28 protein-coding genes, 1 tRNA gene and 1 pseudogene are annotated in these 23831 nt (G+C 66.7%); 23 read left to right on the top strand and 7 right to left on the bottom strand.

Going from position 1 to position 23831, the window contains the following annotated elements:
* Nucleotides 1-89 precede the first annotated feature (89 nt).
* From rpiB to ACWKSV_RS15125, 7 genes are all read left to right on the top strand, one after another.
* Nucleotides 90-533, top strand: coding sequence for a ribose 5-phosphate isomerase B (gene rpiB, locus ACWKSV_RS15095; protein WP_076714719.1), 444 nt, complete (start codon nucleotides 90-92; stop codon nucleotides 531-533).
* Between the two features lie 17 nt (nucleotides 534-550).
* Nucleotides 551-1849: a serine hydroxymethyltransferase gene (gene glyA, locus ACWKSV_RS15100; protein WP_076717846.1), complete on the top strand. Its 1299-nt coding sequence runs from the start codon at nucleotides 551-553 to the stop codon at nucleotides 1847-1849.
* 12 nt (nucleotides 1850-1861) lie between these two features.
* Complete coding sequence (locus tag ACWKSV_RS15105; protein WP_056432013.1) at nucleotides 1862-2053, top strand: hypothetical protein; 192 nt, start codon at nucleotides 1862-1864, stop codon at nucleotides 2051-2053.
* A complete protein-coding gene (nrdR, locus tag ACWKSV_RS15110) occupies nucleotides 2054-2521 on the top strand; it encodes a transcriptional regulator NrdR (RefSeq protein ID WP_056432010.1) in 468 nt (155 codons plus the stop codon).
* Nucleotides 2522-2808: 287 nt separating this feature from the next.
* On the top strand, nucleotides 2809-2991 hold the full coding sequence (locus ACWKSV_RS15115; RefSeq protein WP_335695372.1) for a hypothetical protein: 183 nt from the start codon (nucleotides 2809-2811) through the stop codon (nucleotides 2989-2991).
* Between the two features lie 2 nt (nucleotides 2992-2993).
* Nucleotides 2994-3719, top strand: a complete 726-nt coding sequence (locus tag ACWKSV_RS15120; RefSeq protein ID WP_445265572.1) for an RNA methyltransferase — start codon at nucleotides 2994-2996, stop codon at nucleotides 3717-3719.
* Nucleotides 3720-3780: 61 nt separating this feature from the next.
* Nucleotides 3781-4020 (top strand): hypothetical protein, encoded by a 240-nt coding sequence (locus ACWKSV_RS15125; protein WP_076714725.1) that lies wholly within the window; start codon nucleotides 3781-3783, stop codon nucleotides 4018-4020.
* Between the two features lie 206 nt (nucleotides 4021-4226).
* Here ACWKSV_RS15125 and ACWKSV_RS15130 read toward each other — a convergent pair whose 3' ends face one another.
* Entirely contained in the window at nucleotides 4227-4535 is a 309-nt protein-coding gene (locus ACWKSV_RS15130) for a chorismate mutase (RefSeq protein WP_056432003.1), read from the bottom strand.
* A 104-nt stretch (nucleotides 4536-4639) separates the two neighbouring features.
* On the opposite strand from ACWKSV_RS15130, the gene ACWKSV_RS15135 reads away from it, so the two are divergent.
* The 9 genes from ACWKSV_RS15135 (at nucleotide 4640) to aguB (ending at nucleotide 12488) form a co-directional block, all read left to right on the top strand.
* On the top strand, nucleotides 4640-4864 hold the full coding sequence (locus tag ACWKSV_RS15135; protein WP_076714727.1) for a hypothetical protein: 225 nt from the start codon (nucleotides 4640-4642) through the stop codon (nucleotides 4862-4864).
* A gap of 160 nt (nucleotides 4865-5024) precedes the next feature.
* Nucleotides 5025-5639: a 30S ribosomal protein S4 gene (gene rpsD / locus ACWKSV_RS15140; protein ID WP_042490485.1), complete on the top strand. Its 615-nt coding sequence runs from the start codon at nucleotides 5025-5027 to the stop codon at nucleotides 5637-5639.
* A 156-nt stretch (nucleotides 5640-5795) separates the two neighbouring features.
* Complete coding sequence (locus ACWKSV_RS15145) at nucleotides 5796-6491, top strand: bacteriorhodopsin (protein WP_076714729.1); 696 nt, start codon at nucleotides 5796-5798, stop codon at nucleotides 6489-6491.
* A complete protein-coding gene (locus ACWKSV_RS15150; protein WP_083706534.1) occupies nucleotides 6491-7351 on the top strand; it encodes a Brp/Blh family beta-carotene 15,15'-dioxygenase in 861 nt (286 codons plus the stop codon). The genes ACWKSV_RS15145 and ACWKSV_RS15150 overlap by 1 nt, the downstream gene beginning before the upstream one ends.
* Before the next feature lie 12 nt (nucleotides 7352-7363).
* Nucleotides 7364-8995 carry a M28 family peptidase gene (locus ACWKSV_RS15155; RefSeq protein WP_076714731.1) on the top strand — a complete coding sequence of 544 codons (1632 nt, stop codon included), beginning with the start codon at nucleotides 7364-7366 and terminating at the stop codon, nucleotides 8993-8995.
* Between the two features lie 11 nt (nucleotides 8996-9006).
* Nucleotides 9007-9981 carry an agmatine deiminase family protein gene (locus ACWKSV_RS15160; RefSeq protein WP_076717848.1) on the top strand — a complete coding sequence of 325 codons (975 nt, stop codon included), beginning with the start codon at nucleotides 9007-9009 and terminating at the stop codon, nucleotides 9979-9981.
* Nucleotides 9982-10089: 108 nt separating this feature from the next.
* The gene (locus ACWKSV_RS15165) at nucleotides 10090-10542 is read left to right on the top strand and encodes a hypothetical protein (protein ID WP_076714733.1); all 453 of its coding nucleotides are present in this window, start codon (nucleotides 10090-10092) and stop codon (nucleotides 10540-10542) included.
* A gap of 53 nt (nucleotides 10543-10595) precedes the next feature.
* Nucleotides 10596-11606, top strand: a complete 1011-nt coding sequence (locus tag ACWKSV_RS15170) for a hypothetical protein (RefSeq protein WP_076714735.1) — start codon at nucleotides 10596-10598, stop codon at nucleotides 11604-11606.
* A gap of 33 nt (nucleotides 11607-11639) precedes the next feature.
* On the top strand, nucleotides 11640-12488 hold the full coding sequence (aguB, locus tag ACWKSV_RS15175; protein WP_191864737.1) for an N-carbamoylputrescine amidase: 849 nt from the start codon (nucleotides 11640-11642) through the stop codon (nucleotides 12486-12488).
* A 131-nt stretch (nucleotides 12489-12619) separates the two neighbouring features.
* Here aguB and ACWKSV_RS15180 read toward each other — a convergent pair whose 3' ends face one another.
* A complete protein-coding gene (locus ACWKSV_RS15180; RefSeq protein WP_076717850.1) occupies nucleotides 12620-13294 on the bottom strand; it encodes a uracil-DNA glycosylase in 675 nt (224 codons plus the stop codon).
* 22 nt (nucleotides 13295-13316) lie between these two features.
* Between ACWKSV_RS15180 and folK the strand changes: the two genes are divergently transcribed.
* Nucleotides 13317-13793: a 2-amino-4-hydroxy-6-hydroxymethyldihydropteridine diphosphokinase gene (folK, locus tag ACWKSV_RS15185; protein WP_076714737.1), complete on the top strand. Its 477-nt coding sequence runs from the start codon at nucleotides 13317-13319 to the stop codon at nucleotides 13791-13793.
* A gap of 20 nt (nucleotides 13794-13813) precedes the next feature.
* Nucleotides 13814-13889 (top strand) — tRNA-Lys (locus tag ACWKSV_RS15190).
* Between the two features lie 122 nt (nucleotides 13890-14011).
* On the opposite strand, the gene ACWKSV_RS15195 is transcribed toward ACWKSV_RS15190, so the two are convergent.
* Nucleotides 14012-14224, bottom strand: a complete 213-nt coding sequence (locus ACWKSV_RS15195) for a hypothetical protein (RefSeq protein WP_156884166.1) — start codon at nucleotides 14222-14224, stop codon at nucleotides 14012-14014.
* 109 nt (nucleotides 14225-14333) lie between these two features.
* Here ACWKSV_RS15195 and ACWKSV_RS15200 point away from each other — a divergent pair, with 109 nt between their 5' ends.
* Nucleotides 14334-14582: a CHC2 zinc finger domain-containing protein gene (locus tag ACWKSV_RS15200; RefSeq protein WP_172839618.1), complete on the top strand. Its 249-nt coding sequence runs from the start codon at nucleotides 14334-14336 to the stop codon at nucleotides 14580-14582.
* 100 nt (nucleotides 14583-14682) lie between these two features.
* Here the strand turns inward: ACWKSV_RS15200 and ACWKSV_RS15205 are convergent, their stop codons facing one another.
* Complete coding sequence (locus ACWKSV_RS15205) at nucleotides 14683-15462, bottom strand: hypothetical protein (RefSeq protein WP_237243509.1); 780 nt, start codon at nucleotides 15460-15462, stop codon at nucleotides 14683-14685.
* Nucleotides 15459-15755: a hypothetical protein gene (locus tag ACWKSV_RS15210; protein WP_156884167.1), complete on the bottom strand. Its 297-nt coding sequence runs from the start codon at nucleotides 15753-15755 to the stop codon at nucleotides 15459-15461. Before ACWKSV_RS15210 ends, ACWKSV_RS15205 begins: the two co-directional genes overlap by 4 nt.
* 184 nt (nucleotides 15756-15939) lie before the next feature.
* Between ACWKSV_RS15210 and ACWKSV_RS15215 the strand changes: the two genes are divergently transcribed.
* A complete protein-coding gene (locus ACWKSV_RS15215; protein WP_483666814.1) occupies nucleotides 15940-17682 on the top strand; it encodes a hypothetical protein in 1743 nt (580 codons plus the stop codon).
* Nucleotides 17683-17740: 58 nt separating this feature from the next.
* Nucleotides 17741-18035 (top strand): annotated as a pseudogene (locus ACWKSV_RS15220) (GMP synthase (glutamine-hydrolyzing)); the annotation flags it as partial.
* Between the two features lie 128 nt (nucleotides 18036-18163).
* On the opposite strand, the gene ACWKSV_RS15225 reads toward ACWKSV_RS15220, so the two are convergent.
* Both ACWKSV_RS15225 and ACWKSV_RS15230 read right to left on the bottom strand, forming a co-directional pair.
* A complete protein-coding gene (locus tag ACWKSV_RS15225; protein WP_076714745.1) occupies nucleotides 18164-19291 on the bottom strand; it encodes a sensor histidine kinase in 1128 nt (375 codons plus the stop codon).
* Nucleotides 19281-20534, bottom strand: a complete 1254-nt coding sequence (locus ACWKSV_RS15230) for a response regulator (protein WP_172839619.1) — start codon at nucleotides 20532-20534, stop codon at nucleotides 19281-19283. The genes ACWKSV_RS15225 and ACWKSV_RS15230 overlap by 11 nt, the downstream gene beginning before the upstream one ends.
* A gap of 153 nt (nucleotides 20535-20687) precedes the next feature.
* Here ACWKSV_RS15230 and ACWKSV_RS15235 point away from each other — a divergent pair, with 153 nt between their 5' ends.
* Together ACWKSV_RS15235 and ACWKSV_RS15240 are read left to right on the top strand one after the other, a co-directional pair.
* On the top strand, nucleotides 20688-21365 hold the full coding sequence (locus ACWKSV_RS15235; protein ID WP_076717855.1) for an ABC transporter ATP-binding protein: 678 nt from the start codon (nucleotides 20688-20690) through the stop codon (nucleotides 21363-21365).
* A 20-nt stretch (nucleotides 21366-21385) separates the two neighbouring features.
* Nucleotides 21386-23809, top strand: coding sequence for an ABC transporter permease (locus ACWKSV_RS15240; RefSeq protein WP_191864735.1), 2424 nt, complete (start codon nucleotides 21386-21388; stop codon nucleotides 23807-23809).
* Nucleotides 23810-23831 lie beyond the last annotated feature (22 nt).

The raw sequence follows: 23831 nt of genomic DNA on the forward strand, positions 1-23831 counted from the left end.
CGTTCCGTTGCGCGAAGGGGTAGCCATGGGCCCGTTGCGCGCGTAAAGGCGCGGGCATTCCATTCGACCCCATCAGGAGCGCCCGTCCCATGCGCATCGCGATCGCATCCGATCATGCCGCCGTCTCGTTGAAGACCGTGCTGGCGGACTGGCTGCGCGAACAGGGGCATGAGGTGCTGGACTTGGGCACCGACGGCAATGCCAGCGTCGATTATCCCGATTTCGGCCGCGCGGTCGGCGAAGCGCTGGCCGATGGTCGCGCCGAGCGTGGCGTCGCGCTGTGCGGATCGGGCATCGGTATCTCGATCGCGGCCAACCGCAACCCCGCCTGCCGCTGCGCGCTGGTGTCCGAGCCGCTGTCGGCCGCGCTCGCCCGTCAGCATAACGACGCCAACGCCATCGCCATGGGCGCGCGCGTCATCGGCGAGGAAATGGCCAAGGCCTGCCTCACAGCTTTCCTGTCCACCCCGTTCGAGGGCGGACGTCATCAGCGCCGTGTCGACATGCTGTCCACCGCGCCCGCCCAGAATTGAACGCCAAGGATACCCTCATGAGCACGCTTAACGACGTCCAGCCCGCCGGTTTCTTCACCCGCACCCTCGCCGATGCCGACCCCGCCGTCTTCGCCGGTGTCGCGCACGAGCTGGAACGCGAGCAGACCCAGATCGAGCTGATCGCCTCCGAGAACATCGTCTCCAAGGCGGTGATGGAAGCGCAAGGGTCCGTCTTTACCAACAAATATGCCGAGGGTTATCCGGGCAAGCGCTATTATCAGGGCTGCGCGCCGTCGGATGAGGTCGAGCAGCTGGCGATCGACCGCGCCAAGCAGATTTTCGGCTGCAACTTCGTCAACGTCCAGCCGCACTCGGGCGCACAGGCGAACGGCGCGGTGATGCTGGCGCTGGCCAAGCCGGGCGACACGATCATGGGCCTGTCGCTCGACGCGGGCGGCCACCTGACGCACGGTGCCAAGGCCGCGCTGTCGGGCAAGTGGTTCAACGCCGTCCAGTACGGCGTCGACCCCGAGACGCACCTGATCGACTATGACGAGGTCGCCCGGATCGCGCGCGAGTGCCAGCCCAAGATCATCATCGCGGGCGGCTCGGCCTATCCGCGCGTCATCGACTTCGCCAAGTTCCGCGCCATCGCGGACGAGGTCGGCGCCTATTTCATGGTCGACATGGCGCACTTCGCGGGCATCGTCGCGGGCGGTCTGCACCCGACCCCGTTCGGCCATGCGCATGTCGTGACCACCACCACGCACAAGACCCTGCGCGGTCCGCGCGGCGGCATGATCATGACCAATGACGAGGCGATCGCGAAGAAGATCAACTCGGCGGTCTTCCCCGGCCTGCAGGGCGGCCCGCTGATGCACGTCATCGCCGCCAAGGCGGTCGCATTCGGCGAGGCGCTCCAGCCCGAGTTCAAGACCTATATCGCGGCGGTCGTCGAGAATGCCCGCACGCTGGCGGCGACGCTGAAGGCGCGCGGGGCGAACCTGGTCGCGGGCGGCACCGACACGCATCTGGCGTTGGTCGACCTGACCCCGCTCGGCATCACCGGCCGCGACGCCGACGAGGCGCTGGAGCGGGCGGGCATCACCTGCAACAAGAACGGCATCCCCAACGATCCGCTGCCGCCGATGAAGACCAGCGGCATCCGCGTCGGCTCGCCCGCCGGGACCACGCGTGGTTTCGGTCCGGCCGAGTTCGAACAGATCGGCCATATGGTCGCCGATGTGCTCGACGGTCTGAAGGCCAAGGGCGAACATGGGGACCCGGAGGTCGAGGCAAACGTTCGTGCCCGTGTGCGTGAGCTTTGCGCACGCTTTCCGATCTACCAGGGATAAGGACGTAATCGCATGGCCAAGTTCGACCAGAAGTTTTCCGAGGTGCAGAACGACATCAAGTCGACCCCCGGCCTCGGCAAGAGCATGGCGAAATGGGGCGCGCTCGGTGCGGTCGTCGCGATCCCGGTGCCGTTCGTCGGCCCGATCTTCGGCGCGGCGGCGGGTGCGGGCTATGCCTATCTCAAGGCCAAGAAGAAGATCTGAATGCGCTGCCCCTTTTGTGGCCATGAAGACAGTCAGGTAAAGGACAGCCGCCCCACCGAAGACGGGGCGGCCATCCGCCGTCGCCGCCAATGCGAAGGCTGCGGCGCGCGCTTCACGACGTTCGAGCGCATCCAGCTGCGCGAGCTGTTCGTGCTGAAGAGCGAGGACCGGCGCGAACCCTTCGACCGCGAGAAGCTGGTACGATCCATCGCCATCGCGACGCGCAAGCGACCGATCGATCCGGTACGGGTGGAGAAGCTGGTGTCGGGCATCCAGCGCCAGCTCGAGACGAGCGGCGAGGGCGAGGTGTCGTCCAAGCGGATCGGAGAGATGGTGATGGAGGGGCTCAAGGGCCTGGATTCGGTGGCGTATATCCGCTTCGCGAGCGTCTATCGCGAGTTCGGTGAGGCGAAGGATTTCGAGGCTTTTGCCGGGACGGTGGAAGAGGTGGCGCCTAGGGGGGAGTGAGGTGGCATTCTGGGCGTGGGCTTCGACTTCGCTCAGCCTGAACGGAGGTGGGGGGTACTCGGCACTGTACTAACTACCGTTCAGGCTGAGCGAAGTCGAAGCCCAAGGGACTCCCTTGCCGCAAACCCCAAAAGCGATAGCCTGATGAGATGGCCTTCTACTGCTACATCCTGCTCTGCTCCGACGGCAGCTTTTACACCGGCCACATCGACAATCTCGAACACCGTATCGCCTAGCATCAGTCAGGCGAACTCCCCGGCTACACGCAAACCCGCCGCCCGGTAACACTGGCCTGGGTCCAGGACTTCCCCACCCGCCATGAAGCCCTGACCGCCGAACGCCAGATCAAGGGCTGGTCTCGCAACAAGAAGGCCGCGCTGATCGCATCGGACTGGACGGAGCTCACAGAAGCCGCGATACCGCGCGCGGAACGTGCCCTTCGACTTCGCTCAGGGCGAACGAGAGTGTGAACGTGAACAAGTCCCAGCCCCCCGTCATCGTCCTGGTCCGCCCGCAGCTCGGGGAGAATATCGGCAAGGCCGCGCGTGCCATGCTGAATTTCGGGCTGGTCGAGATGCGCCTCGTCACCCCGCGCGACGGCTGGCCCAATCCGCAAGCGGGCCCGGCGGCGTCGGGCGCGGACATCGTGCTGGAACAGGCCAAGGTCTATGAGAGCGTATCCGACGCGGTCGCCGATTGTGCGCAGGTCTATGCGACGACGGTGCGCAAGCGCGGCGTGACCAAGCCGGTCGTCACCCCGGAAGAGGCGGCCCGCGAAATCCATGCCGATACGGTGGGCCGCGCGGCCTTCCTGTTCGGGCCGGAACGGTCGGGGCTGGAAACCGACGACGTCGCCATCGCGCGCAAGATCGTGACGGTGCCGATCAACCCGGAATTCGGCAGCCTGAACCTGGCACAGGCGGTGATCCTGATCGCCTATGAATGGTCCAAGGGTATCGCACTGGCCCAGCCGCCCGAGGTCGAACTGCCCGAAGTCGCGCCGCAGGGCGAGCTGGACGGCATGATCGGCCAGCTGGAGGATATGCTGGAGAATGCGGGGTTCTTCTTCCCGCCCGACCGCACCCCGGCGAGCAAGCGCACGCTGCGCACCCTGCTGACCAAGCCCGGCTGGTCGAGCCAGGAGGTCCGGACGCTGCGCGGCGTGTTGTCGACCCTGGCACGGCCGCGCCAGCGGTGATCTTGCCTGGTGGCGCGATCATGATAGGCTGCCTCCCTCTGACAGGTACAAGGGGGGTTTTATGCTGCTTCTTCTGATCGCGCTTCAGGCCAGTCCCGCACCGCCCCCCAAGCCTGCCGCCGAGAAGGTGGTTTGCAAAAAGGTCCAGGAAACCGGCTCGTTCCTCAAATTCCACAAGACCTGCCTGACCACGCAGCAATGGCGGCGGATCGGCGAGGCCAATCAGGGCGCGGCCCGCAACGTCGTCACCAGCGGGGCGGGCGTTCCGGGGGCGAATCTGACGGGGGCCGAGGGCGGATAATTGCTTTGGCGACGCCGCTCATCGGTAGCGGTCGACGCTGAACCCGGTCGCATCAGGAAATAAGCCACCCCCGTTCAGGCTGAGCGAAGTCGAAGCCCAAAGGATAGCCTCCGCCAAACGGCCCCTGTGGCGGGCCTCGGGGCGAGGCCTTCGACTTTGCTCAGGCTGAACAGAGGTGGGAAAGCAGGGGCAGAGACGGGATCCGCTTACCCCCGTGTCCGGTCGAACGCCGCCAGTTCATAGGCGATCGAGCCTTCGACCAGCACTTCCCAGATGTCGGCGACGACCGCTTCGGGTACGCCCAGGCGGCGGGCTTCGTCGCGGGCCTGGTCGATGACCTGGGTCTTGCGGTCCTCGTCGCGCACGCGGTCGCGGGTCGGTTTGATCCGGGCGGCGGCGTCCATATAGGCGAAGCGGCGCGCGAGCAGGGCGACCAGTTCGCGGTCGAGCTGGTCCACGCCCGCGCGGACCTCCGCCATGGTGGTGCAATCGGGTCCGGCGAGAATCTGGGTCATGGGCCAAGGCTCTGCCGGGTGGCGTTCCCGCTGTCCAGTCCGGCTTGCCGATCGGACCGTATGCGGGATAGCATGGCGGCGCGTTCCAATTGGGAGATAGGACGATGCTGACCACGTTGCTGCTGCTGGCCCTGACCGGGCAACAGGCCGAACCCACGCCCGCGCCGGTGAAGGAAAAGAAGATCTGCCGGGTCCAGGAAACCACCGGCTCGCGCCTGTCGGCCAAGCGGATCTGCAAGACCCAGGCGGAATGGGACGAGATCGCGGCTAATGCGCGCAACGACGTGGAAAACGCCACCGGGCGGCTGAACACCGCCAGCGGGCGGTGATCGCCCGCTTCGCTTGACTCCGGCGCGCCCGTCGTCTAGGCGCGCCGCTTCGCAATTGCCCCCGCATCCCGGTGAAGCGGTGGGCCTGCGCTTGTCCCCATAAAGGCTTGCATGGTGCGATACCGGGACCAACGTCGTTCGTAATTGCCAAGGATTACACATGTCGAAGCGTCAAAGCGCAAAGTACAAGCTCGATCGCCGTATGGGCGAGAACATCTGGGGTCGCCCCAAGAGCCCCGTCAACAAGCGTGAATACGGCCCCGGCCAGCACGGTCAGCGTCGCAAGGGCAAGATGTCGGACTTCGGTCTGCAGCTGCGCGCCAAGCAGAAGCTGAAGGGCTATTATGGCGACGTGACCGAGAAGCAGTTCAAGGCCTGCTACCAGGAAGCCGCCCGCATGAAGGGCGATACCTCGCAGAACCTGATCGGCCTGCTCGAGCAGCGTCTGGACATGATCGTGTACCGCGCCAAGTTCGCGCCGACGATCTTCGCTGCGCGCCAGCTGGTCAGCCACGGCCACATCCGCGTCAACGGCGTGAAGTGCAACATCGCGTCGCGTCGCTGCTTCGTCGGCGACGAGATCTCGCTGGGTTCGAAGGCGACCGAAATGGCGCTGGTCATGGAAGCACAGCAGCTCGCCGAGCGTGAAGTGCCGGACTATGTCACCGCCGACGGCAACACCAAGGTCGCGCTGACCCGCATCCCGACCCTGGACGAGGTGCCTTATCCGGTGAAGATGGAACCGAACCTGGTCGTCGAATTCTATTCGCGCTAAGTTTCGGGTCTTACCGAAGTTTCGGAAAGGGCGGTCCTTCGGGGCCGCCCTTTTTGTTTTCCATTCTAACATTTGCGTCATGCCGGATCGACAAACCCGATGCGCTGTTCAGGTAATGGGTCGGCCCACTGTCGCCCCTTAACCGGAGGGTTGCAGATGGATTGGATGGCGTTCCTGATCGGCTTCACGATCATGTCCCTGGCCTCGCTGGCCATTTACGCAAAAGGCAGCAAGACGTCGCCGTCGCTGCATCACACATTGCTCCATGCCGCCGTGCCATTTATCGCGGCGACGGCCTATCTTGCCATGGCCTTCGGCATCGGCACGCTGATCAACATCGACGGATCGGTGACCTATCTGGCCCGTTACGCCGATTGGTCCGTCACGACGCCGATCCTGCTCGCCAGCCTGGTGCTGCTGGCCTTTCACGAGCGGGGCAAGATGGGGGAGGTCGGCGGCTATCTGACCGCGATCATCGTCCTCGACGTCCTCATGATCGTCACCGGCCTGATCTCGTCGCTGGCGCTCGTGCCCGTGCTGAAATGGGTATGGTATCTCTGGTCGTGCGCAGCCTTTGTCGGCGTGCTGTATCTGCTGTGGGTTCCGCTGCGCGCCATGGCGGCCGAACGAGGCGAAGCCCTGGGCACGGCCTATCGGAAAAACGTCGTGTTCCTGACCGTGATCTGGTTCCTGTACCCGATCGTCTTCCTGGTCGGGCCGGAAGGACTGAAGATCATCAGCGATCCGACGTCGGTCTGGGCGATCTTGATCATGGATGTGCTGGCGAAGGTCGTCTACGCCTTCTATGCGGCCGCCAATCTGAAGACGGCGCTGCACGACCATCGCGCCTGATGACCCGCGCCCCGGTGATCGGCTGGACCATGTTGGCGGGGGCGGCGCTGGCCGCCTCCGCCGGGTCCTTGCCCATCCAGCTGGGTTTTGCGATCCTGGCCATCGGTATCCTCGGCATGGCGCATGGCGCCAGCGATCTGGCGATCGTCGCGCCGGGCAGACGCCCCCTGTTCCTGTTCCTATATGTCTCCGTGTCCCTGATCTGCCTGGCGTGGTGGACGGGATACCCTGAGATTGCGTTGCCCCTGTTCCTGGCGGCCTCGGCCATTCATTTCGGGGTGGAGGATGCGCCCCATGGCAGTCTACCGGAGCGGGCGGCGCGCGGCATCTCGCTGGTGGCGACGCCGGCGATCCTGCATCGCGAGGGTTATGGCGACATTCTCGCTTTCGCGGCAGGCCATGGCATTTCGACGACCGTGCTTTTCCTGCTGATCGCTGCCGGAGCCGTTGCGACGGCGCTGGTCCTAATCATGGCGATACGGCGCCGCGACGGGCGCCTGTTGATCGGCACCGGCGCCTTGTTGGTCCTGCCGCCGCTAATCGGTTTTTCGATCGGCTTTCTGGTTCTGCATGCCCTTCCGCAGACCGATCAGCGGCGGGAAGAGATCGGTTGCGTCAGCCATCGCGCCTATTTCCGGGCGGTCGCTCCCATCCTCCTCGCGGCCCTTCTCATCGCGGCGGCGGTGGGAGCATTTTTTGTCTATCGGGAGGGGACCGGCGTCCGCGCCCTGTTTGCCGGTATCGCGGCCTTGGCGATGCCCCATCTGCTTGTGACACCCTGGTTCGAGGGGCGGGCAGGCCGTCCCGTCGCATACTCTTGCCCCGCGATCAGCGGCCGGGCACAACATCCCCAAACATAAGGGGAAATCATCATGCGCCGTCTGCTTCTCTTGTCCCTTCTCCTGTCCGGCACCGCGATGGCGCAGGACAAGCCCGCCATCTCGGTCGACACGCTGAAGACGGTCACCCAGACCCTGTCCTCCGACGAATATGAAGGCCGCGCGCCGACCACCCCGGCCGAGGACAAGACGGTCGCGTACATCATCGACCGCTTTCAAAAGGCGGGTCTGAAGCCCGGCAACAAGGGCAGCTGGACCCAGGACGTGCCGATGGTCGAGATCACCGCCACCGACGTCCAGCCCTTCACCGTCAAGGGCAAGGGCGCGACCATTCCGCTCGCCTATCGCACCGACATGGTCGTCGGCACCTATCGCGTGACCCCGCGCATCGACGTGAAGGACAGCGAGCTGGTCTTCGTCGGATACGGCATCACCGCGCCCGAAAAGGGCTGGGACGATTATGCCGGGGTCGATGTGCGCGGCAAGACGGTGGTCATCCTGATCAACGATGCCGACTGGCAGACCATGGGCCGCGAAGGGCCGTTCGAGGGGCGCGCGATGACCTGGTATGGTCGCTGGCCCTACAAGTTCGAGAATGCCGCAAAGCACGGCGCCGCCGCCGCGCTGATCGTCCACCAGACCGAGCCCGCGGCCTATCCCTGGGCGGTGGTTCAATCCTCCTGGACCGGGCCGCAGCTGGAGCTGGACGAGCCGGGCGACCATCAGGACCAGAGCCAGGTCATCGGCTGGTTGCAGCAACCGGTGGCGCAGCGCATCCTGAAGGCGGCGGGCAAGGACCTCGCCACGCTGACCAAAGCGGCGCAGCAAAAGGGGTTCAAGGCGGTGCCGCTGGGCCTGACCCTGTCGGGCGGCTTTGCCAACACGATCCGGCGTCAGGCGTCGAAGAACGTGATCGGCGTCCTGCCGGGCACGACGGAACCTGGCGATTACGTCCTCTATTCGGCGCATTGGGACCATCTGGGCCGCTGCGACGCGGTGGACGGCGACGATATCTGCAACGGCGCGCTCGACAATGCGACCGGCGTGGCGGGGCTGGTCGCTTTGGCCGAGGCGCAAGCCAAGGCGGGACCGGCCAAGCGGTCCATCGCGTTCTTGGCGGTGACGGCGGAGGAAAGCGGGCTGCTCGGCTCGGGCTATTATGCGCAGCATCCCGTCTTCCCGCTCGCCCGTACCGTGGGCGGGGTGAACATGGACGGGCTGAACGTCACCGGCCGGTCGAAGGACTTCGTGCTGGTCGGCAAGGGCAAGTCCGAGATCGAGGACCTCGCCAAGTCGCTGGTCGGTGCGCAGGGCCGCTATATCGGCGAGGAGGCCAATCCCGAGCGTGGCGGCTATTACCGCTCCGACCATTTCTCGTTCGCCAAGCTGGGCGTGCCGATGCTCGACGGTGGCTCGGGGCAGGACAAGGTGATGGGCGGCGTCGCGGCGGGCAAGGCGGCGTCCGAGGACTATGTGGCCAACCGCTATCACAAGCCCGCCGACGAATATGATCCCCGCTGGGATTGGTCGGGCGCGGTCGAGGATTTGACGGTCTATTATCAATTGGGCAGGACGCTCGCCGACCGGCCGGGCCTGTGGCCCAACTGGTATCCCACCGCCGAATTTCGCGGCATTCGCGATCAAAGCAGGAAGAACGTCCAGTGACCACGCCAACCGTGACCACGCCTCCGCCGCCCGAATGGGCCCCGCATGACGCCGTATGGATCGGCTTTCCCAGCCATCCGGAGCTGTGGGAAGAGGATCTCGACCCTGCGCGCGAGGAGGTGCTGGCCTTTGCCCGCGCCGTCCATGCCGATGGCCGGGGCGAGCGGGTGATCCTGGTCGCCGCCGATGGCGAGGCGGCCGAGGCCGCGCGCGCGATGGCGGGCGACATGGCGGACGTGGTCGTCCAGCCCTTTGGCGATATCTGGCTGCGCGATACCGGCCCGATCATCACCGGCGACGGCTCGGCCCGGCTGTTCCAGTTCAACGGCTGGGGCGGCAAGTACGACCTGCCCGGCGACGACACGGTCGGCGCGCGGCTGGCCGAGGATCGCGGGCTTTCCGCCACCCGCTGCGAATGGGTGCTGGAGGGCGGCGCGATCGACGGGGACGGCACCGGGCTGGTCGTGACGACGCGCCAGTGCCTGCTCAACCCCAACCGCAATCCCGACCTGCGGGAGGGCGAGATTGCCGACCGGCTCGCCAACGACCTGGGGCTGACCCGGATCGTCTGGCTGGGCAACGGCCTGCTCAACGACCATACCGATGGCCATGTCGACAATCTGGCGCGCTTCGTCGGTCCCAACCGCGTCGCCATTCCCGAGGCCGCCGAGAATGATCCGAACTGGCAAATCTATGCCGCCGCCAAGCGCGATGCGCAGGCCGCCGGTCTGGAGGTCGTCGGCATCCCGTCGCCGGGCCGCGTGCTGCGCGACGACGAGGTCGTGCCCGCCAGCTATATGAACTTCTATATCGGCAATGCCTCGGTCGTGGTGCCGCTCTATGGCAGCGAGAATGACGAGGCCGGGGTCGCCGCGATCCAGGCGATCTTCCCCGACCGCCAGGTCGTGGGCCTGCGCGCCGATGCGATCCTGACCGGCGGCGGCAGCTTCCACTGCATCTCGCAGCAGATTCCGACGATCGGCTGATGCGGAATTCCGGGCCCGCGCCTCGACGGGGGGCGGGCCCTTTACCGGCCATAAACCGCGCGCGTGTATGAAGCTGCGATTACCCGTCCGGGATCGGAGCCCCACGTCTTGCAAGTCACCATCAATCTGCTCCGTGCGCAACACGAGGACATTGCGCGCGCCGTCGGCGATCTCATGGCCCTGTTCGACATGCGCTATGCCGAGGCTGCACCGATGCTGGGTCCGGCCCGCACGCGGATCGCACAGGTCATCACCAAGCATCTGAAGACCGAGGACGAACTGCTCCTGACCCCGCTGCGTGAACGGCGGCTGATGGCCACCATCCCCGGATGCGAGGCGATCGTGGTCGAAACGCGCGAGTTGCGCCTGACCTATTCCAAACATATCGGTACCTGGACCGGGCGCGCCATCGAGGAACGGTGGAACGAATATGTCGGCGTGACGCGTGCGCTCAACCAGCGGTTGATGGCGTTGTGCGACCTGAAGATGAAGAGCTTCTATCCGGTGGTCCTGCGCTACATCCTGTTCGATCCCGCCCCGGCATCCCGCATGACGGCGTGACGCGGGGGGCGGCAGGGGCTAGCATCGCGGCGCTACCGATCAGGGGAGTCGCCATGACCGCCATCCGATCCGCCAACGGGTTCGATCGTCCGATCCTGCCCATGATTGCGCCTTTCCTGGTCATCGTCGGCGCGGCCGCCTTGCTCCGCCTGCCGGTTGCGCAGGTCTATCCCCGCGCCGCGGCGCTGCTGTTCCTGTGGATCGCCTCGGACGCGATGATGCTGGGGTTGTTGAGCCGGACGCGGCGGCCGAGTTGGAGCGCGGGAATCGCTGCGATGGCGTCCGCGGGCATGGCGGTGCTCAGCCTGTCGCCGCCGCCGATCCGGGCGGCGCTGTTCGCCATGCCCTGGGCGACGATGGTTCCGGTCGTCGCGATCGCGCTGCATGGCGGATGGGGGCTATGGCGGGTGGCGGCGCGGCTGCGCGCATGGAACCCGGCCGATCCGGATCGCTGGTCGGCGCTGCTGGAGGAGATGCTGCCCCGGCCGCTGGTGCGACTGGCGCTGGCGGAGGCCCGGCTGCTCCACCTCGCGCTGTTCCGTTGGCGCGCGGCGCCCGACATCCCGGCGGGGGCGCAGGCTTTTGCCTATCACCGCCATCTGCAACCGATGATGATCGCGCTGCTGGTCATTTCCTGCATCGAGATCACCGTCACGCATCTGCTGGTCGCGCATTGGAGTCGGACCGCGGCGATGGTGATGTTCGTCATCAGCGATGTGTCGCTGCTGTACCTGATCGGACTCATCAAGTCGCTGCGCCTGTCGCCGGTTTTGCTTACCCAGGCGGGGGTGCGGTTGCGGGCCGGACTATTGGTCGACCGGACCATTTCCTATGCGGCGATTGCGGCGGTGACGGCGAATCCGGATGGCGAGACGGTGCGCGCACCCGATAGCTGGAACATCGCGCTGCTCGCCTGGCCGAATTTGCTGATCCGCCTCTCCGAGCCCTTGCCGCCGCGCTCGCGATGGCGGCGCGATCCGGTGCGGGCGGTGGCGTTGCGGCTGGACGAGCCGGGGCCGTTTCTCGATGCCTTGCGGGCCAGGCTGGATGCGGAAGCGGGGTGACGCCCGCGTGCGGAGCCATTAAAGGGCAGGGCCATGACCCAGATCACCGTCGCCGCGCTGCAACTGGCCTTTACCGCCGATATCGACCGCAACATCGCCGAGGTGTCGCGCCTCGTCCGTGAGGCGGCGTCCCGGGGGGCGCAGGTGATCCTGCCGCCCGAGCTGTTCGAGGGCGAATATTTCTGCCGCGTCGAGGACGAGGGTCTGTTCACCAACGCCAAGCCGACCGCCGAGCATCAGGCGGTGCGCGCGATGCAGGAACTGGCCGCCGAGCTGAAGGTCCATATCCCGACCAGCTTCTTCGAGGCGGACGGGCCGCATCACTACAACTCGCTGGCGATGGTCAACCCGGACGGCAAGGTCGCGGGCGTCTATCGCAAGAGCCATATCCCGGATGGTCCGGGCTATGAGGAGAAATTCTATTTCCGCCCCGGCAATACCGGGTTCAAGGTGTGGGACGGCCCCGCGACCAAGCTGGGCGTCGGCATCTGCTGGGACCAATGGTATCCCGAGACGGCGCGCGCGATGATGCTGATGGGCGCGGAGATCCTGTTCTATCCGACCGCGATCGGCAGCGAGCCGCATGACGACAGCCTCGACACCGCGCGATTGTGGCGCCGTGCGATGGTCGGCCATGCCGTGTCCAACGTCGTACCGATCGTCGCCGCCAACCGCGTCGGTTGCGAACATGGCCAGACCTTCTACGGCACCAGCTTCATCTGCGACGAGCGCGGCGACATCCTGGCCGAGCTGGACCGCGAGGAAGAAGGCGTGATTGTCGCCACGCTCGACATCAACCGGGTGAAGCGCCACCGCGCCGCCTTCGGCTTCTTCCGCGACCGGCGGCCGGAACTGTACGGGCGATTGGTCCAGGATATCTGAGCTTAAATTCGTCCCCTGTAAGGGGAGATGGCAGGCCGTCAGGCCTGACGGAGGGGGCGGCCTGCGGCGATGCCCCTCCACCACCGCTTCGCGGTGGTCCCCCTCCCCAAGCGAGCTTGAGGAGGAATGGTTTAGCCCCGCAACTCCATTGCCCGCGCGAATACGGCCTCGAACATCTCGGGCGTCAATTTCCCGGTATTCTGGTTGTAGCGCGAGCAGTGATAGCTATCGAGAATCACCGGCCCGCCGCCGGGCAGGCGATGTTCGGCCAGATGCGCGAATCGCGCCTTGGGCAGGCGACCGCCCAGTGACTTGATGACCGAGCGATGTGCGATCTCGCCGAGTGCGATGACCACCGACAGCCGGGGCAGCGCGGCCAGTTCCTGTTCCAGAAAGGTGCGGCACGTACGGATCTCGTCCGGCGTCGGCTTGTTCTCGGGCGGCAGGCATTTGACCGCGTTCAGGATCACCGCGCCCTTCAGCATCAGGCCGTCATCGACCTTGGCGGCGAACTCGCCCTCGGCCAGACCGAATTTGGTCAGCGTGCCATAGAGCAGCGGCCCCGCGCCATCGCCGGTGAAGGGGCGGCCGGTGCGGTGCGCGCCATGCTTGCCGGGGGCGAGGCCGACGATCGCCAGCCAGGCCTCGCCATCGCCGAACGGCGGCACGGGGGCGTTCCACCAATTGGGATATTCGGCGGCGACGGTCTCGCGGACCTCGACCAGGCGGGGACAGAGCGGGCAGTCGCGCGGCGGCTGGATCGGGGCCAGGGGCGCCGGGATGACAGGAAAGGATGCGTCAGGCATCGCGCTCGGGTAGTCGCAGGGCATGACGACGACAAGCTATGCCATCGCACTGGGTTCCAACCGTCCAGGGCGGCATGGCGGCCCGCGCGAGGAAATCCGTGCGGCGCTGGCGGCCCTGCCCGGCGTCTATGCGGTGTCGCCGATCCTGACCACCGCGCCCATCGGCCCGTCGATCCGCGCCTTCGCCAATGCCGCCGCGCTGGTCGAAAGCCCGCTGGACCCGCCCGCGATGCTTCGCGTGCTGAAAGCCGTCGAGCGCGATTTCGGGCGGCGGCGCGGGCAACGCTGGGGGGCGCGGGTGATCGACCTGGACATCATTTTGTGGTCGGGGGGGCAGTGGCGCTCGCCTGGGCTGATCGTGCCGCACCTGGCCTATGCCGCGCGCGACTTCGTGCTGTATCCGCTGGCGGCGATCGCGGCGGACTGGCGCGACCCGCGTGACGGGCGGTTTGTACGCCATATGCGACATGGTGTTGACCGCAGGCGTCCGCGCCCCTAGGTCGCTTCCACCCCGATGGAGGGTCCGTAGCTCAGTTGGTAGAGCAAGCGACTTTTAATCGAGAGGTCCCGGGTTCGAGTCCCGGCGGACCCACCATGGGGATGATATACCGACGCTGCGGCGCGATAACACTGTCACAACGACGCTTTAAGTGACACGCACGATACCGAGCGTGCGGAACCCCGGCGAACGAGTGGCCGCTTGTTCTGCTGCTTTGGTCAGGCACCATCACCGTTCACGACGTGGTTGCCGTTGATGGCGAACGTCGAGAAGCGTCCGCCTTCGGTATCTGTACAAAAGCCATGCCGCGCGGACAGGTTTACCGTGCACCACGCGCAAAGATCAAATACGACGATTTCGAAAGACCTGTCGCTGTTGGCTTCTATTTCCGCGACGGGTCGGCGAGTATCACATCCGTTCAACCGCGCCATCCGGATGCTCTCCGGTTGACGAAGGCCGGCGATCGACGATGATGCCGTTAGGTCCCACCTCGCAGAACTCCGGGCGTTGGCCCAAGCGCAAAGCCCCTTAGAGAAATTAGTGGCGGAAACGGTCGAACTGCAGACGACGCAGTCAGGGTTGCGAGGGGCATGCCCTTTCCACCCGGACGCGACCCGTGGCCTCTACATCCACAACGGGCGCTTCCACTGTTTTTCGTGCGGTGCCAACGGCGACGCGATCGACTGGTGGATGCGGCTCCACGGAGCCGACGAGGCGACCGCGACAGCACATCTCGCGCGAGGCACTCCCGGTGACAGCATCGATGAACACAGCAACAAGCCTTGCTGACCGGACAGGACCGGTCAGCAAGGCTTGGGATGACGGAACGACATCCTTGGAGTGCCGCCTAGCGCGTTAACGCTTGGTCGCCAGCTGGCACAAGCATCGGTTAAGTCTGCGATGACCTGGACGCTACGACCTGCCCGAGCAAGTGGTGCGTGAATGCGCCGCCGCCCCGACCATAGGCCATGCGCCCCCAGGCATCCCAATGATCGACCCTCGCCGCGATCCAGGCGAACAGGTCGTCGCGCACGATCTGGTCATCGAACGCCAGCGACCAGGTCACCCGCCTCACCGGCATCCTAGCAGGGCTTCCGGTCGCCAACGAGGTCAGGGTGATCGCATGCGACTGCCCCACCGTCTCGCGCGCGAATACGTGACGCCGCAGCCCGACCGCGCGCTCGAAATCCTGCAGTGCCTGCTCCTGGTCCCGATCGGACGGATCGCGCGATGCCGCGACCACTGCCGCCATGACGTCTGCGATGGGCAGATCCTCCCACTCCGGGTCGCGGGTCGCCATCAGCATCATGAGGACCGACCGACCCTCGGGACTCAGATCGTCCGTCAACCCGCACCGCAGCAGACCGACGGCACCAAGCCAGCACATGTAGAAAGTCGAGAAGATGAGGTTGCCGCGGAATAGATCGAACCGCCGCTCGCTCTCATCACGATCCGCCATATCGAAGGACAGAAGAACCCGCAGCAGGAATTCGAGCTGCTCCCGTACGGCATGCGTGTCGGCGAACCTCAGCTCGCCCCGCCAGAAGGCGTCGCGCACTGACTTCCACTTGCGGCCATCCTCGTCCTCGAAATTAGGGCCGTTTGCCCGCAGCCACCAGCCCCAGGGCAGATCGCCCGGCCGATGTCGCTCCCTAGCCGTCGCCATCATCCGACACTCGGCTTGAGGCCGATGGGCGGGAGCGGCGGCCCGTCGCGGGCTGGAATCGGGCGACCGTCACGGATCGCGGCGAGCTGCGCCGCGAGATTGCGGATTTCTCGCACGACATATCCGTCGTCGCGGTACCTTGCATCGATCCCGGCGCCGATCAGGCTCTGGCGATCACCCACGCGGCTCGGCACGACGTCGAAGATGTGATTACAATCGAAGCCGAACCACCACTGTCCCTGGCCACGACCCGTTCTCGAAGCGTGGCGGCTCGTGAAGGCTGACGCGCCGTTCAAGCGCTTGCGGTTCGCATACGACCCGTATCGTCGCGAGAGCGTCATCGGGGCGCTCGCCGCCGCCTGCAGGGAGCACCGGCTCCCAAGGATAGCGACCGCGCTCGAAGGGGGCGGCGTCTACGTCGGCAGGGTCGGTTCGATCCAATGCGCCCCGCCGGATACGCTGGGTCGCATTGCGCGTATCATGCGGACCGATCCGGCCAACCTGGACGCGATCGCGTTCGCACGGTCGGATCGTCGCGACAGGATTGTTCTCGGCGACTTCGTCGCGCCGCGTTCCACCTTCGACCTCGAGAGGCGCCGAATCGGTCCGGTATCTCTGCGAAAGGCCACGTATCACCGAAGCGACTGGCTCAACCTGCTTCTGCCATACTGTCCGGAATCCCTCGAGCTGCTCGTCGACGCCTGTCCAGGCTGTGGACCCCTCGGTTGGCGCTGGCCCCGAGGACTCGATGCGTGCGAGGGCTGTGGCAAGCACATCGCGCCGTCCGAGGCGGCGCCGCTGCCGCCCTATGCAGCCGACGATTATCGGCTTCTGGCCGACCTCATGTCGCGGGATCCGGCCGCTGGCGCGAAGGCCGTCGAGCAGTTGCCCATGAACATTCAGGCCTTCTCGCGGACGGCGCTCGTGGGTGTAGCGCTGCGGGCGGGGATCGTCGCCACATCCGGGCGCGGGCGATGGGGCGTCGAGAAACTGATCGAGGCGGGGCCCGAAACGGTGGCGAAGGTGGTTGCGACGGGCGCGGCGCTGCTACGCGGGTGGCCCACCTCGATGCAGGCGTTCGCCGACGCCCGACTCGAGGCGATCGCCGGCGATGTCATCGCCTACGAGACCATGCGCCGCGACATCCGGTGGATCGCTCAGCGCTCGGCCAGTGAGGAACGGCGGCTCGTCAGTCTGGCGTTCCGTGACATCGACGGACGCAAGGTCCAGACCTTCGCGAAGGACACGCGATACTACACGGCGACTGAGACGAACATCCATCTCTGGACGTCGTCGCAGCAACTGAAACAGCTTCGCAGCGCGAGGGCACTCTGCTTCGAAGAGCTGCCCGGCGGACAGCGCAAGCGCGTGCGATATGACGCGGACGACGTCGACAGGCTTCGGGCCCTCCTTCGTTCGTCCATCACCCCGGAGTCGGCCGCCGCGCGCTTCGAACTGCCGGTCTACGCCATCGGCCAGATCGCATTTCCGAAGCCTGCGCCGACCGCGGGCAAGGGGGACGTCGAACCGAACACTGCTCTGCTTACAGCCTTGGAGCACCCCGGGGTTGTGGTGCTACAGGGTCAGAAGCTCGACGCGGCGTCCGTCGAGGATCTCGCCCGCGACTTAGACGCGACCGCCATCCGACGGCGGCCACCTCAAGGCTTCGTTCCTCTGCGGAGCGCGATGATCAGGTATCCGGGAGAGAAGCCCTGGGGTCGGGTGCTGCGCGCGCTGCTCGCGAGGCGCATACCTTATTATGTCGACGGCACGCAGTCGCCGACCGCACGCAGTATGCACGTGCATCCGGCCAGACTGCCGGCGCTCCCGCTCTCCCGGCAGGAGCGATGCGAGAGCTTCCTGAGCTTCACGCACGTGTCCATGCGGGACGCAGGCGAGATCCTCGGCGCTGGGTTCGAAGAGACCGCCGCGGCGATAGCCTCGCGCGAGATCGAGATTACTCGCCACGGCAAGGGGAACGGAGTCTCGCGCGAAGCGGTCAACGCGCTGGCCAGCACCATTGCGTTCACCGGGGAGGCCGCCGTCTTCGCCAACCGCAACGCGGTCGGCCTCTATCACGAGTTGAAGCGGGGCGGCGTCGCTCGACTGCATGGTGGCTGGTCCCGTCGCGCGTTGGCTGATCTGGGGCTTGTCAGCCCTGTGGGTCACCCGACCGCGGATCAACTGCGCGAACGAAGCGGCGAGCTTGCCTCGTCAGACTAGGACCTGCATAATCTTGGTACAATGCACCAGTGTTCACCAGCCTGCGGCTGGTTCAACTGCTACATTATACCGGGAAATTCGCAAGGCGGGGCTGTACGGACGCCATCTGGCAGGCGTTCGCGGTGCTGCTGCCGGTGCGCTCGGTCGGCGTGATGGGCGACGGCCGGACCTACGACTCGGTGCTGGCGCTGCGCGCCGTGACCTCGGTCGACGGCATGACCGCGCAGGCGTTCGCCTTCCCCGGCGACTTCCTGCCGCGCGGGACGACCCGGATCATCAACGAGGTGAGGGGCATCAACCGCGTCGTGTACAATTACACCAGCAAGCCGTCGGGCACGATCGAGTGGGAATAATCGAGGCGCGTGGCCCTGCGGGTGCGGGCCACGGCCTGGCTATTCGGTGTCGTAAGCCACAGCCGACGCGACCGCAGGCTCGGTCTCCCCGGTAAGAGGGGAGATCGCGGTCGCGCCACCCGGTCCGGTCATCCCGTTCCGCCCGGGATCCGCAACCGGAAGCTCGTCGGCGAAAGGGTCGAAAGGTTTAACGTCCCACCATGCCCGCGTGCGATCTGGCGCGCCAGACTGAGCCCGATGCCGCTGCCCGCCGTCTTGGTGGTGGCGAAGGGGCGAAAGATCGCATGGGCCTGTTCGGGCGCGATGCCCGGGCCATCGTCGCTGACGTCGATCAGGATCGCGCCGTCCTGCACGCGGAGCGACAGGCCGAGATGCCCGTGCGGGCCCGCCGCCTCGACCCCGTTCTGCAACAGCGCCCAGATCGCCTGATTGAGCTGATCCCGGTCGAGCGCGGCATGCAGGGGGTGCGGCATGTCGACGGTAAGCCGTGCGGTCGGCCAGCGGCTGGAGAACAGCCGTTCCAGATCGTCGACCAGTTTGGCCAGCGCAACCGGCTGGCGCAGCGGCGGCGGCAGGCGCGCGAGCGAGCGGTAAGCCTCGGTAAAGCGCTGCAATCCCTCGGCCTGCCGGGCGAGGGTGGTCAGGATTTCGGGAAGCAGGGCGGGGTCGCCCGTTTGCGGGTCGGCGGCGGCGATACCGCATTCGGCCAGCGAGACGATGGGCACGAGGCCGTTGAGCATCTCATGCCCCAGCACCTGGATCATCTCGGCGCTGGCGCGGGCTTCGGCCGTTTGTTCCTCGCTGTCCACGTCGATCAGCGCCACGACCGCCTGCCGGCCGATATCGACCCGGTCCGCGCGCCAGCGTCGCCCGGCATGGCGCAGGTGCGAGGTATCGCGGTCGAGCAGGGCAGGGGGGGCGGGCAGAACCCGGTCGTCGGTTTCGAACAGGCGCCGCGCGGCGCGGTTGAGCGCGCGGGCGACCGTTCCGTCGACGAGCAGCAACGGGGTGGGTGAAACGTCGAACACCATGCGCTGGAGCGCCGTCTCGCGATCTTCGGTCGCGGTGGGCGCCGGGCGCGTGGCGGCGGGGCGTCGGGTGGCCACCACGCTGAGCAGGATCAGCCACAGGATCGCCAGCAGCGCCCCCGCCAGCGCCAGCCACAGACCGTAAAACCATGCGCCGGCCGCCGTGGCGCCTGCCAGCGCGAGCGACAGGCTGATGGCGATCGCATGCCGCTCGGACCTAGAGACCATGCTGGGCCATGCGACGGTACAGTGTGCCCCGGCTGATCCCCAGGGCATCGGCCGCGCGCGAGATATTGTGGCGATGCTCCTTCAGCGCAGCCTCGATCATTAGCCGCTCGGCATCCTCCAGGCGGAAGGCGGGGGCGGGATCCGGTGCGGCTGGTGACGGTGTCGCGGGCGTGACGGGGCGGACCGCCGCCGCGTCGATCACGCCGTCGTCGGACAACAGCACTGCCCGCTCGATAGCCGCCGCCAGCCCGCGCACTTCGTCGGGCCAGTCGATTGCGGCGATGATCGCTTCGGCGGCAGGCGTCAGGGTTACGGTCGCACGGCCATAGGTTTCGCCTGCGATCTGGGCGAAGTGGCGCGCCAGGACCACCGAGTCGTCCCGCCGCGCCGCCAGCGGCGGCACCGCAATCTCCAGCGTGCACAGCCGCCGCCGGAGCGCCGGGGCCAGGCCGTCTAACGAGTCGGCCACGCTGATGCAGCGCAGCCCCGGCAGCAGGCGGTCGAGCAGGCGGGCTTGCGCCACGCCGTCCAGCCGGTCGGGATGGCGCAGCAGGGCCGTGCCCTGGGCCCGATCCAGTGCGCCCCATTGTTCGGCATCGCGCAGGTCGATCCGGATCGGCGGCGCGGCGGCATCGCCCGAGGCGCCGTGCACCGCCATCGCCACCAGCGTCCGGCCGACGCCCGACCGGCCGGTGACGGCGATATTGGCGACGGTTGGCCCGACCCGGCGGACGATCGCGCGCACCTCCGCCATCACGGCCGAATCGCCGAGCAGGGGGGTACCCGTGGTGCCTATGACGGGGCGGGGGGCGGGGGACGCACCGGGCATTTCGCGCCGGCCGATGACGGCGGCGCATTTCGCCAGCAGGTCGTCCTTGCGCCACGGCTTCATCAGGAAATCGCGCGCGCCCGCCTGCATGGCGGCGACGGCGATGCGGATGCCGCTATGCGCGGTGATGACGATCACCCGCGCGCCCGGATGGTCGGCCACGATCCGCCCGATGCACGCCAGCCCCTCCTCGCCGCTCGATCGACCAGCGGTGAAGTTCATGTCGAGCAGGATCGCGTCATAGCGCCGCCGGGCGAGCAGCGAATAGGCCGCGCCCGGATCGGCAGCGAGATCGAGGTGATGACCGGCCAGACGAAACAGGATGTCCGTCGTGCGCGCGACGACCGGATCGTCCTCTATCAACAGGATGTTCCAGGCGCTTGACACGTCCGGCAAGTGTCCGTGCGTGGACATTGTGTTCCGCGCCGCCTGGCCGTTCGATGGCGCCGGAGGAGATAAGTCTTCGTTCATAACGGGTTGGCAGTTCCGGGCTTGGACAGTGACACTGTGTCCATGATGACCGAACAACCAATTGGCGCAAGTGCCGCCCAGGCCCAGGCCACCGCGATGATCCGGCTGGAGAATATCCAGCGCCGCTATGTCTCCGACGAGGTCGAGACGACGGCGCTGCACGACATCGACCTGCACGTCGCGCGGGGCGAGTTCCTGGCGATCATGGGACCGTCCGGCTGCGGCAAGTCGACCTTGCTCAACACGCTGGGCACGGTCGACCGGCCGACCGGCGGGCATTACTGGTTCGACGGTCGCGACCTGGCCGCATTGGACGAGCGGGCGCTGGCGCGGTTCCGGGGCGAGACGCTGGGTTTCGTGTTCCAGAGCTTCAACCTGATCGACGAGCTGACCATCGAGGAGAATGTCGCGCTGGGTCTCGCCTATCGGCATGACGGCGGAGACCGGCGGGGGCGGGTGGCCGCCGCGATGGACAAGGTCGGCATCGCGCACCGCGCCCGCCATTATCCCCATCAGCTTTCGGGCGGTCAGCAGCAGCGTGCCGCCATCGCCCGCGCCATCGTCGGCGACCCGAAGCTGATTTTGGCGGACGAGCCGACCGGCAATCTCGATACCGCCAATGGCGAACAGGTGATGGATATCCTGACCGGTCTCAATACCGAAGGCGCGACGATCGTGATGGTCACCCACTCGCCCAGCCATGCCGATCTGGCGAAGCGCCGCATCGACATGCTCGACGGGCGTATCGTCGCCAGCGCGATGCGCGCAATCTGATCCTCGAAGGGCATATGACGATGAACGGCTTCGCCCTGACCGCGCTCTACCGCTCGCTGACCCGACACAAGCTCCATGCCGCGCTCAATATCGGCGGACTGGCGGTCGGGATCGCGGTGTTCCTGGTGCTGGGCCTCTATGTCCGGTTCGAGACCAGTTTCGAGCGCTGGCTGCCGCATCATGACGAAATCCATGTCGTGCAGACCGAGCTTCGGATTCCCGGCAGCCCCTTCAACGGTGCCTATCCAGTGACGATGCTGGGCCTGCTGGAAGAATTGCGACGGGATTTCCCCGGACTGGTTGGCACGCGCATGCGTGGCGGCAAGCAGGGGGGCAGCGTCATCCGCGAAAACGACGCGATCGGCGCGGACGTGGCGCAGGTCGATCCGTCCTTTTTCGACGTGTTCGACATTCCCATGGTGCGCGGCGACGGACGAAGGGCGCTGGCCGATCCGTCCGGCGCGCTGCTCAGCCGAACCGAAGCCGAGCGACTGTTCGGCAATGCCGATCCCATCGGCCGGACCATCGCCATCGCGGTCGACACGCCGCAGGTCTACCGAGTCGCCGGTATCTTCGAGGATCTGCCCAAGACCACCGATCTTCAGGCGAACATCCTGATCCCGATGCCACGCACGCCGCCGCCTGCGGTGCGATGGTCCTGGTACAAATGGGGCATGGTCGACGGTGCGACCTATCTGCGGTTTCCCGATGCGGCGGCGGCGCATGCGTTCGCGGCCAGGATGCCCGCCTTCGTCCGGCGTCATGCCGGGCAGGATCTGGGCCCCGATCCCGCCAAGATCATCGCGCTCTCGCTGCTGCCGCTCACGCGCCTGCATCTGCAACCGCCCGGTGGGGCGGAGAGCAGCGGCCGCACGCTGACCATCGTGACGCTGGGGCTGGTGGGCTTGCTGACCCTGCTGATCGCGATCATCAATTATGTGAATATGGCGACCGCCCAGTCGGGCCTGCGCGCCCGCGAAGTGGCGATGCGCAAGGTGCTGGGCGCGAACCGGGGGATGCTGATCCGCCAGTTTCTGGGCGAGGCGGCGGCGATGGCGGCGATCGCCAGCCTGCTCGGCATGATCTTGGCGGAGGTCAGCCTGCCCATCGTCAATGCGGCGGGGGGCCTGTCGCTACGCTTTCCTTATACCCTGGCGCTGCCGTTGCTGGTGGCGCTGGTCCTGGTCATCGCACTGGCGGCGGGTTTCTATCCGGCGGTTCTCCTGTCCCGCTTTCCGGCCGCCGCCGTGCTGGCGTCGGCACGGGCGCCGGGGGGCGGGCGCAGCGGCGCGCGGTCGCGCGAGATGCTGGTCATCATCCAGTTTGGTCTGGCCATCGCCTTCATGATCGGTACGGTCGTGCTGGTCGCGCAGACCGCGCATGTCCGGCGATCCGATCTGGGGTTCCGGCGCGACGGGCTGTTGCTCATAGCCTCGCTGGCCGACAAGCGCATCTTCCCGACCCAGGCCCGGCCGATCCTGGATGCGCTCCGTCGTCTGCCCGGCGTGGTGTCGGTCGGCTCGAGCAACTCGGCACCCGGCATGGTCAATGCCAGTCTCGACGTGATCGAGCGCCCCAGCGGACTGAGTCTCACCGTCAACAACATCACCGTCGGACCCGACTTCTTCCACGCCTACGCACCCCGGCTGCTCGCCGGGCGGGTGTTCGACGATGCGCATGGCGGCGACGATTCCAGTGACTGGACCAAGTGGAAATACGGTCGCAACGTCGTCGTCAATCGCAAGGCGGTCGAGCAGCTCGGCTTCCGCACGTCCGAGGCGGCGATCGGCAAGACCGTGGGGCGGGGTGCCCCGCGCACGATCATCGGCGTGGTAGACCAGCTCCGCTTCGCCTCGCCGCGCACCGCCGAAACCGCGACCCTGTATCAATATGCTCGCGACGTCCCACCATCCGCCGTCGCCGCGATCCGCTACACCGGCGACACCGCCGCCATGCTCGCCCGCATCCGTTCGACCTGGCAACGCCTGTCGCCGCAGGTGCCGTTGGTCGTTGGTACGGCGGACCAGCGGCTGGCGGACTTCTATAAGGCGGATGAGCAGGCCGCGCGCCTGTTCGGGATCGGTGCGGGGCTGGCGGTGCTGATCGGCTGCGTCGGCCTGTGGGGCCTCGCCTCGTTCAACACGGCGCGGCGGGTGAAGGAGATCGGTATCCGCAAGACGCTGGGTGCGTCCTCGGCCGATATCGTCAAGCTGCTGGTCGGGCAGTTCCTGCGGCCCGTGCTGATCGCCAACGTCATCGCCTGGCCCTTGGCCTATGTCGCGATGCGCACTTGGCTGGCGGGGTTCGACGACCGGATCTCGCTATCGCCGCTCTACTTCGCCGGGGCCAGCCTGCTGGCCATCGTCATCGCGGTGCTGACCGTCCTGGGCCAGGCCCTGCGCGCTAGCCGCGCCGCCCCCGCCTGGGCGCTGCGCCAGGATTGATCGCATTTTTCGAAAGCCGGAC

This window comes from Sphingomonas sp. SphC10 (genome assembly GCF_057004845.1).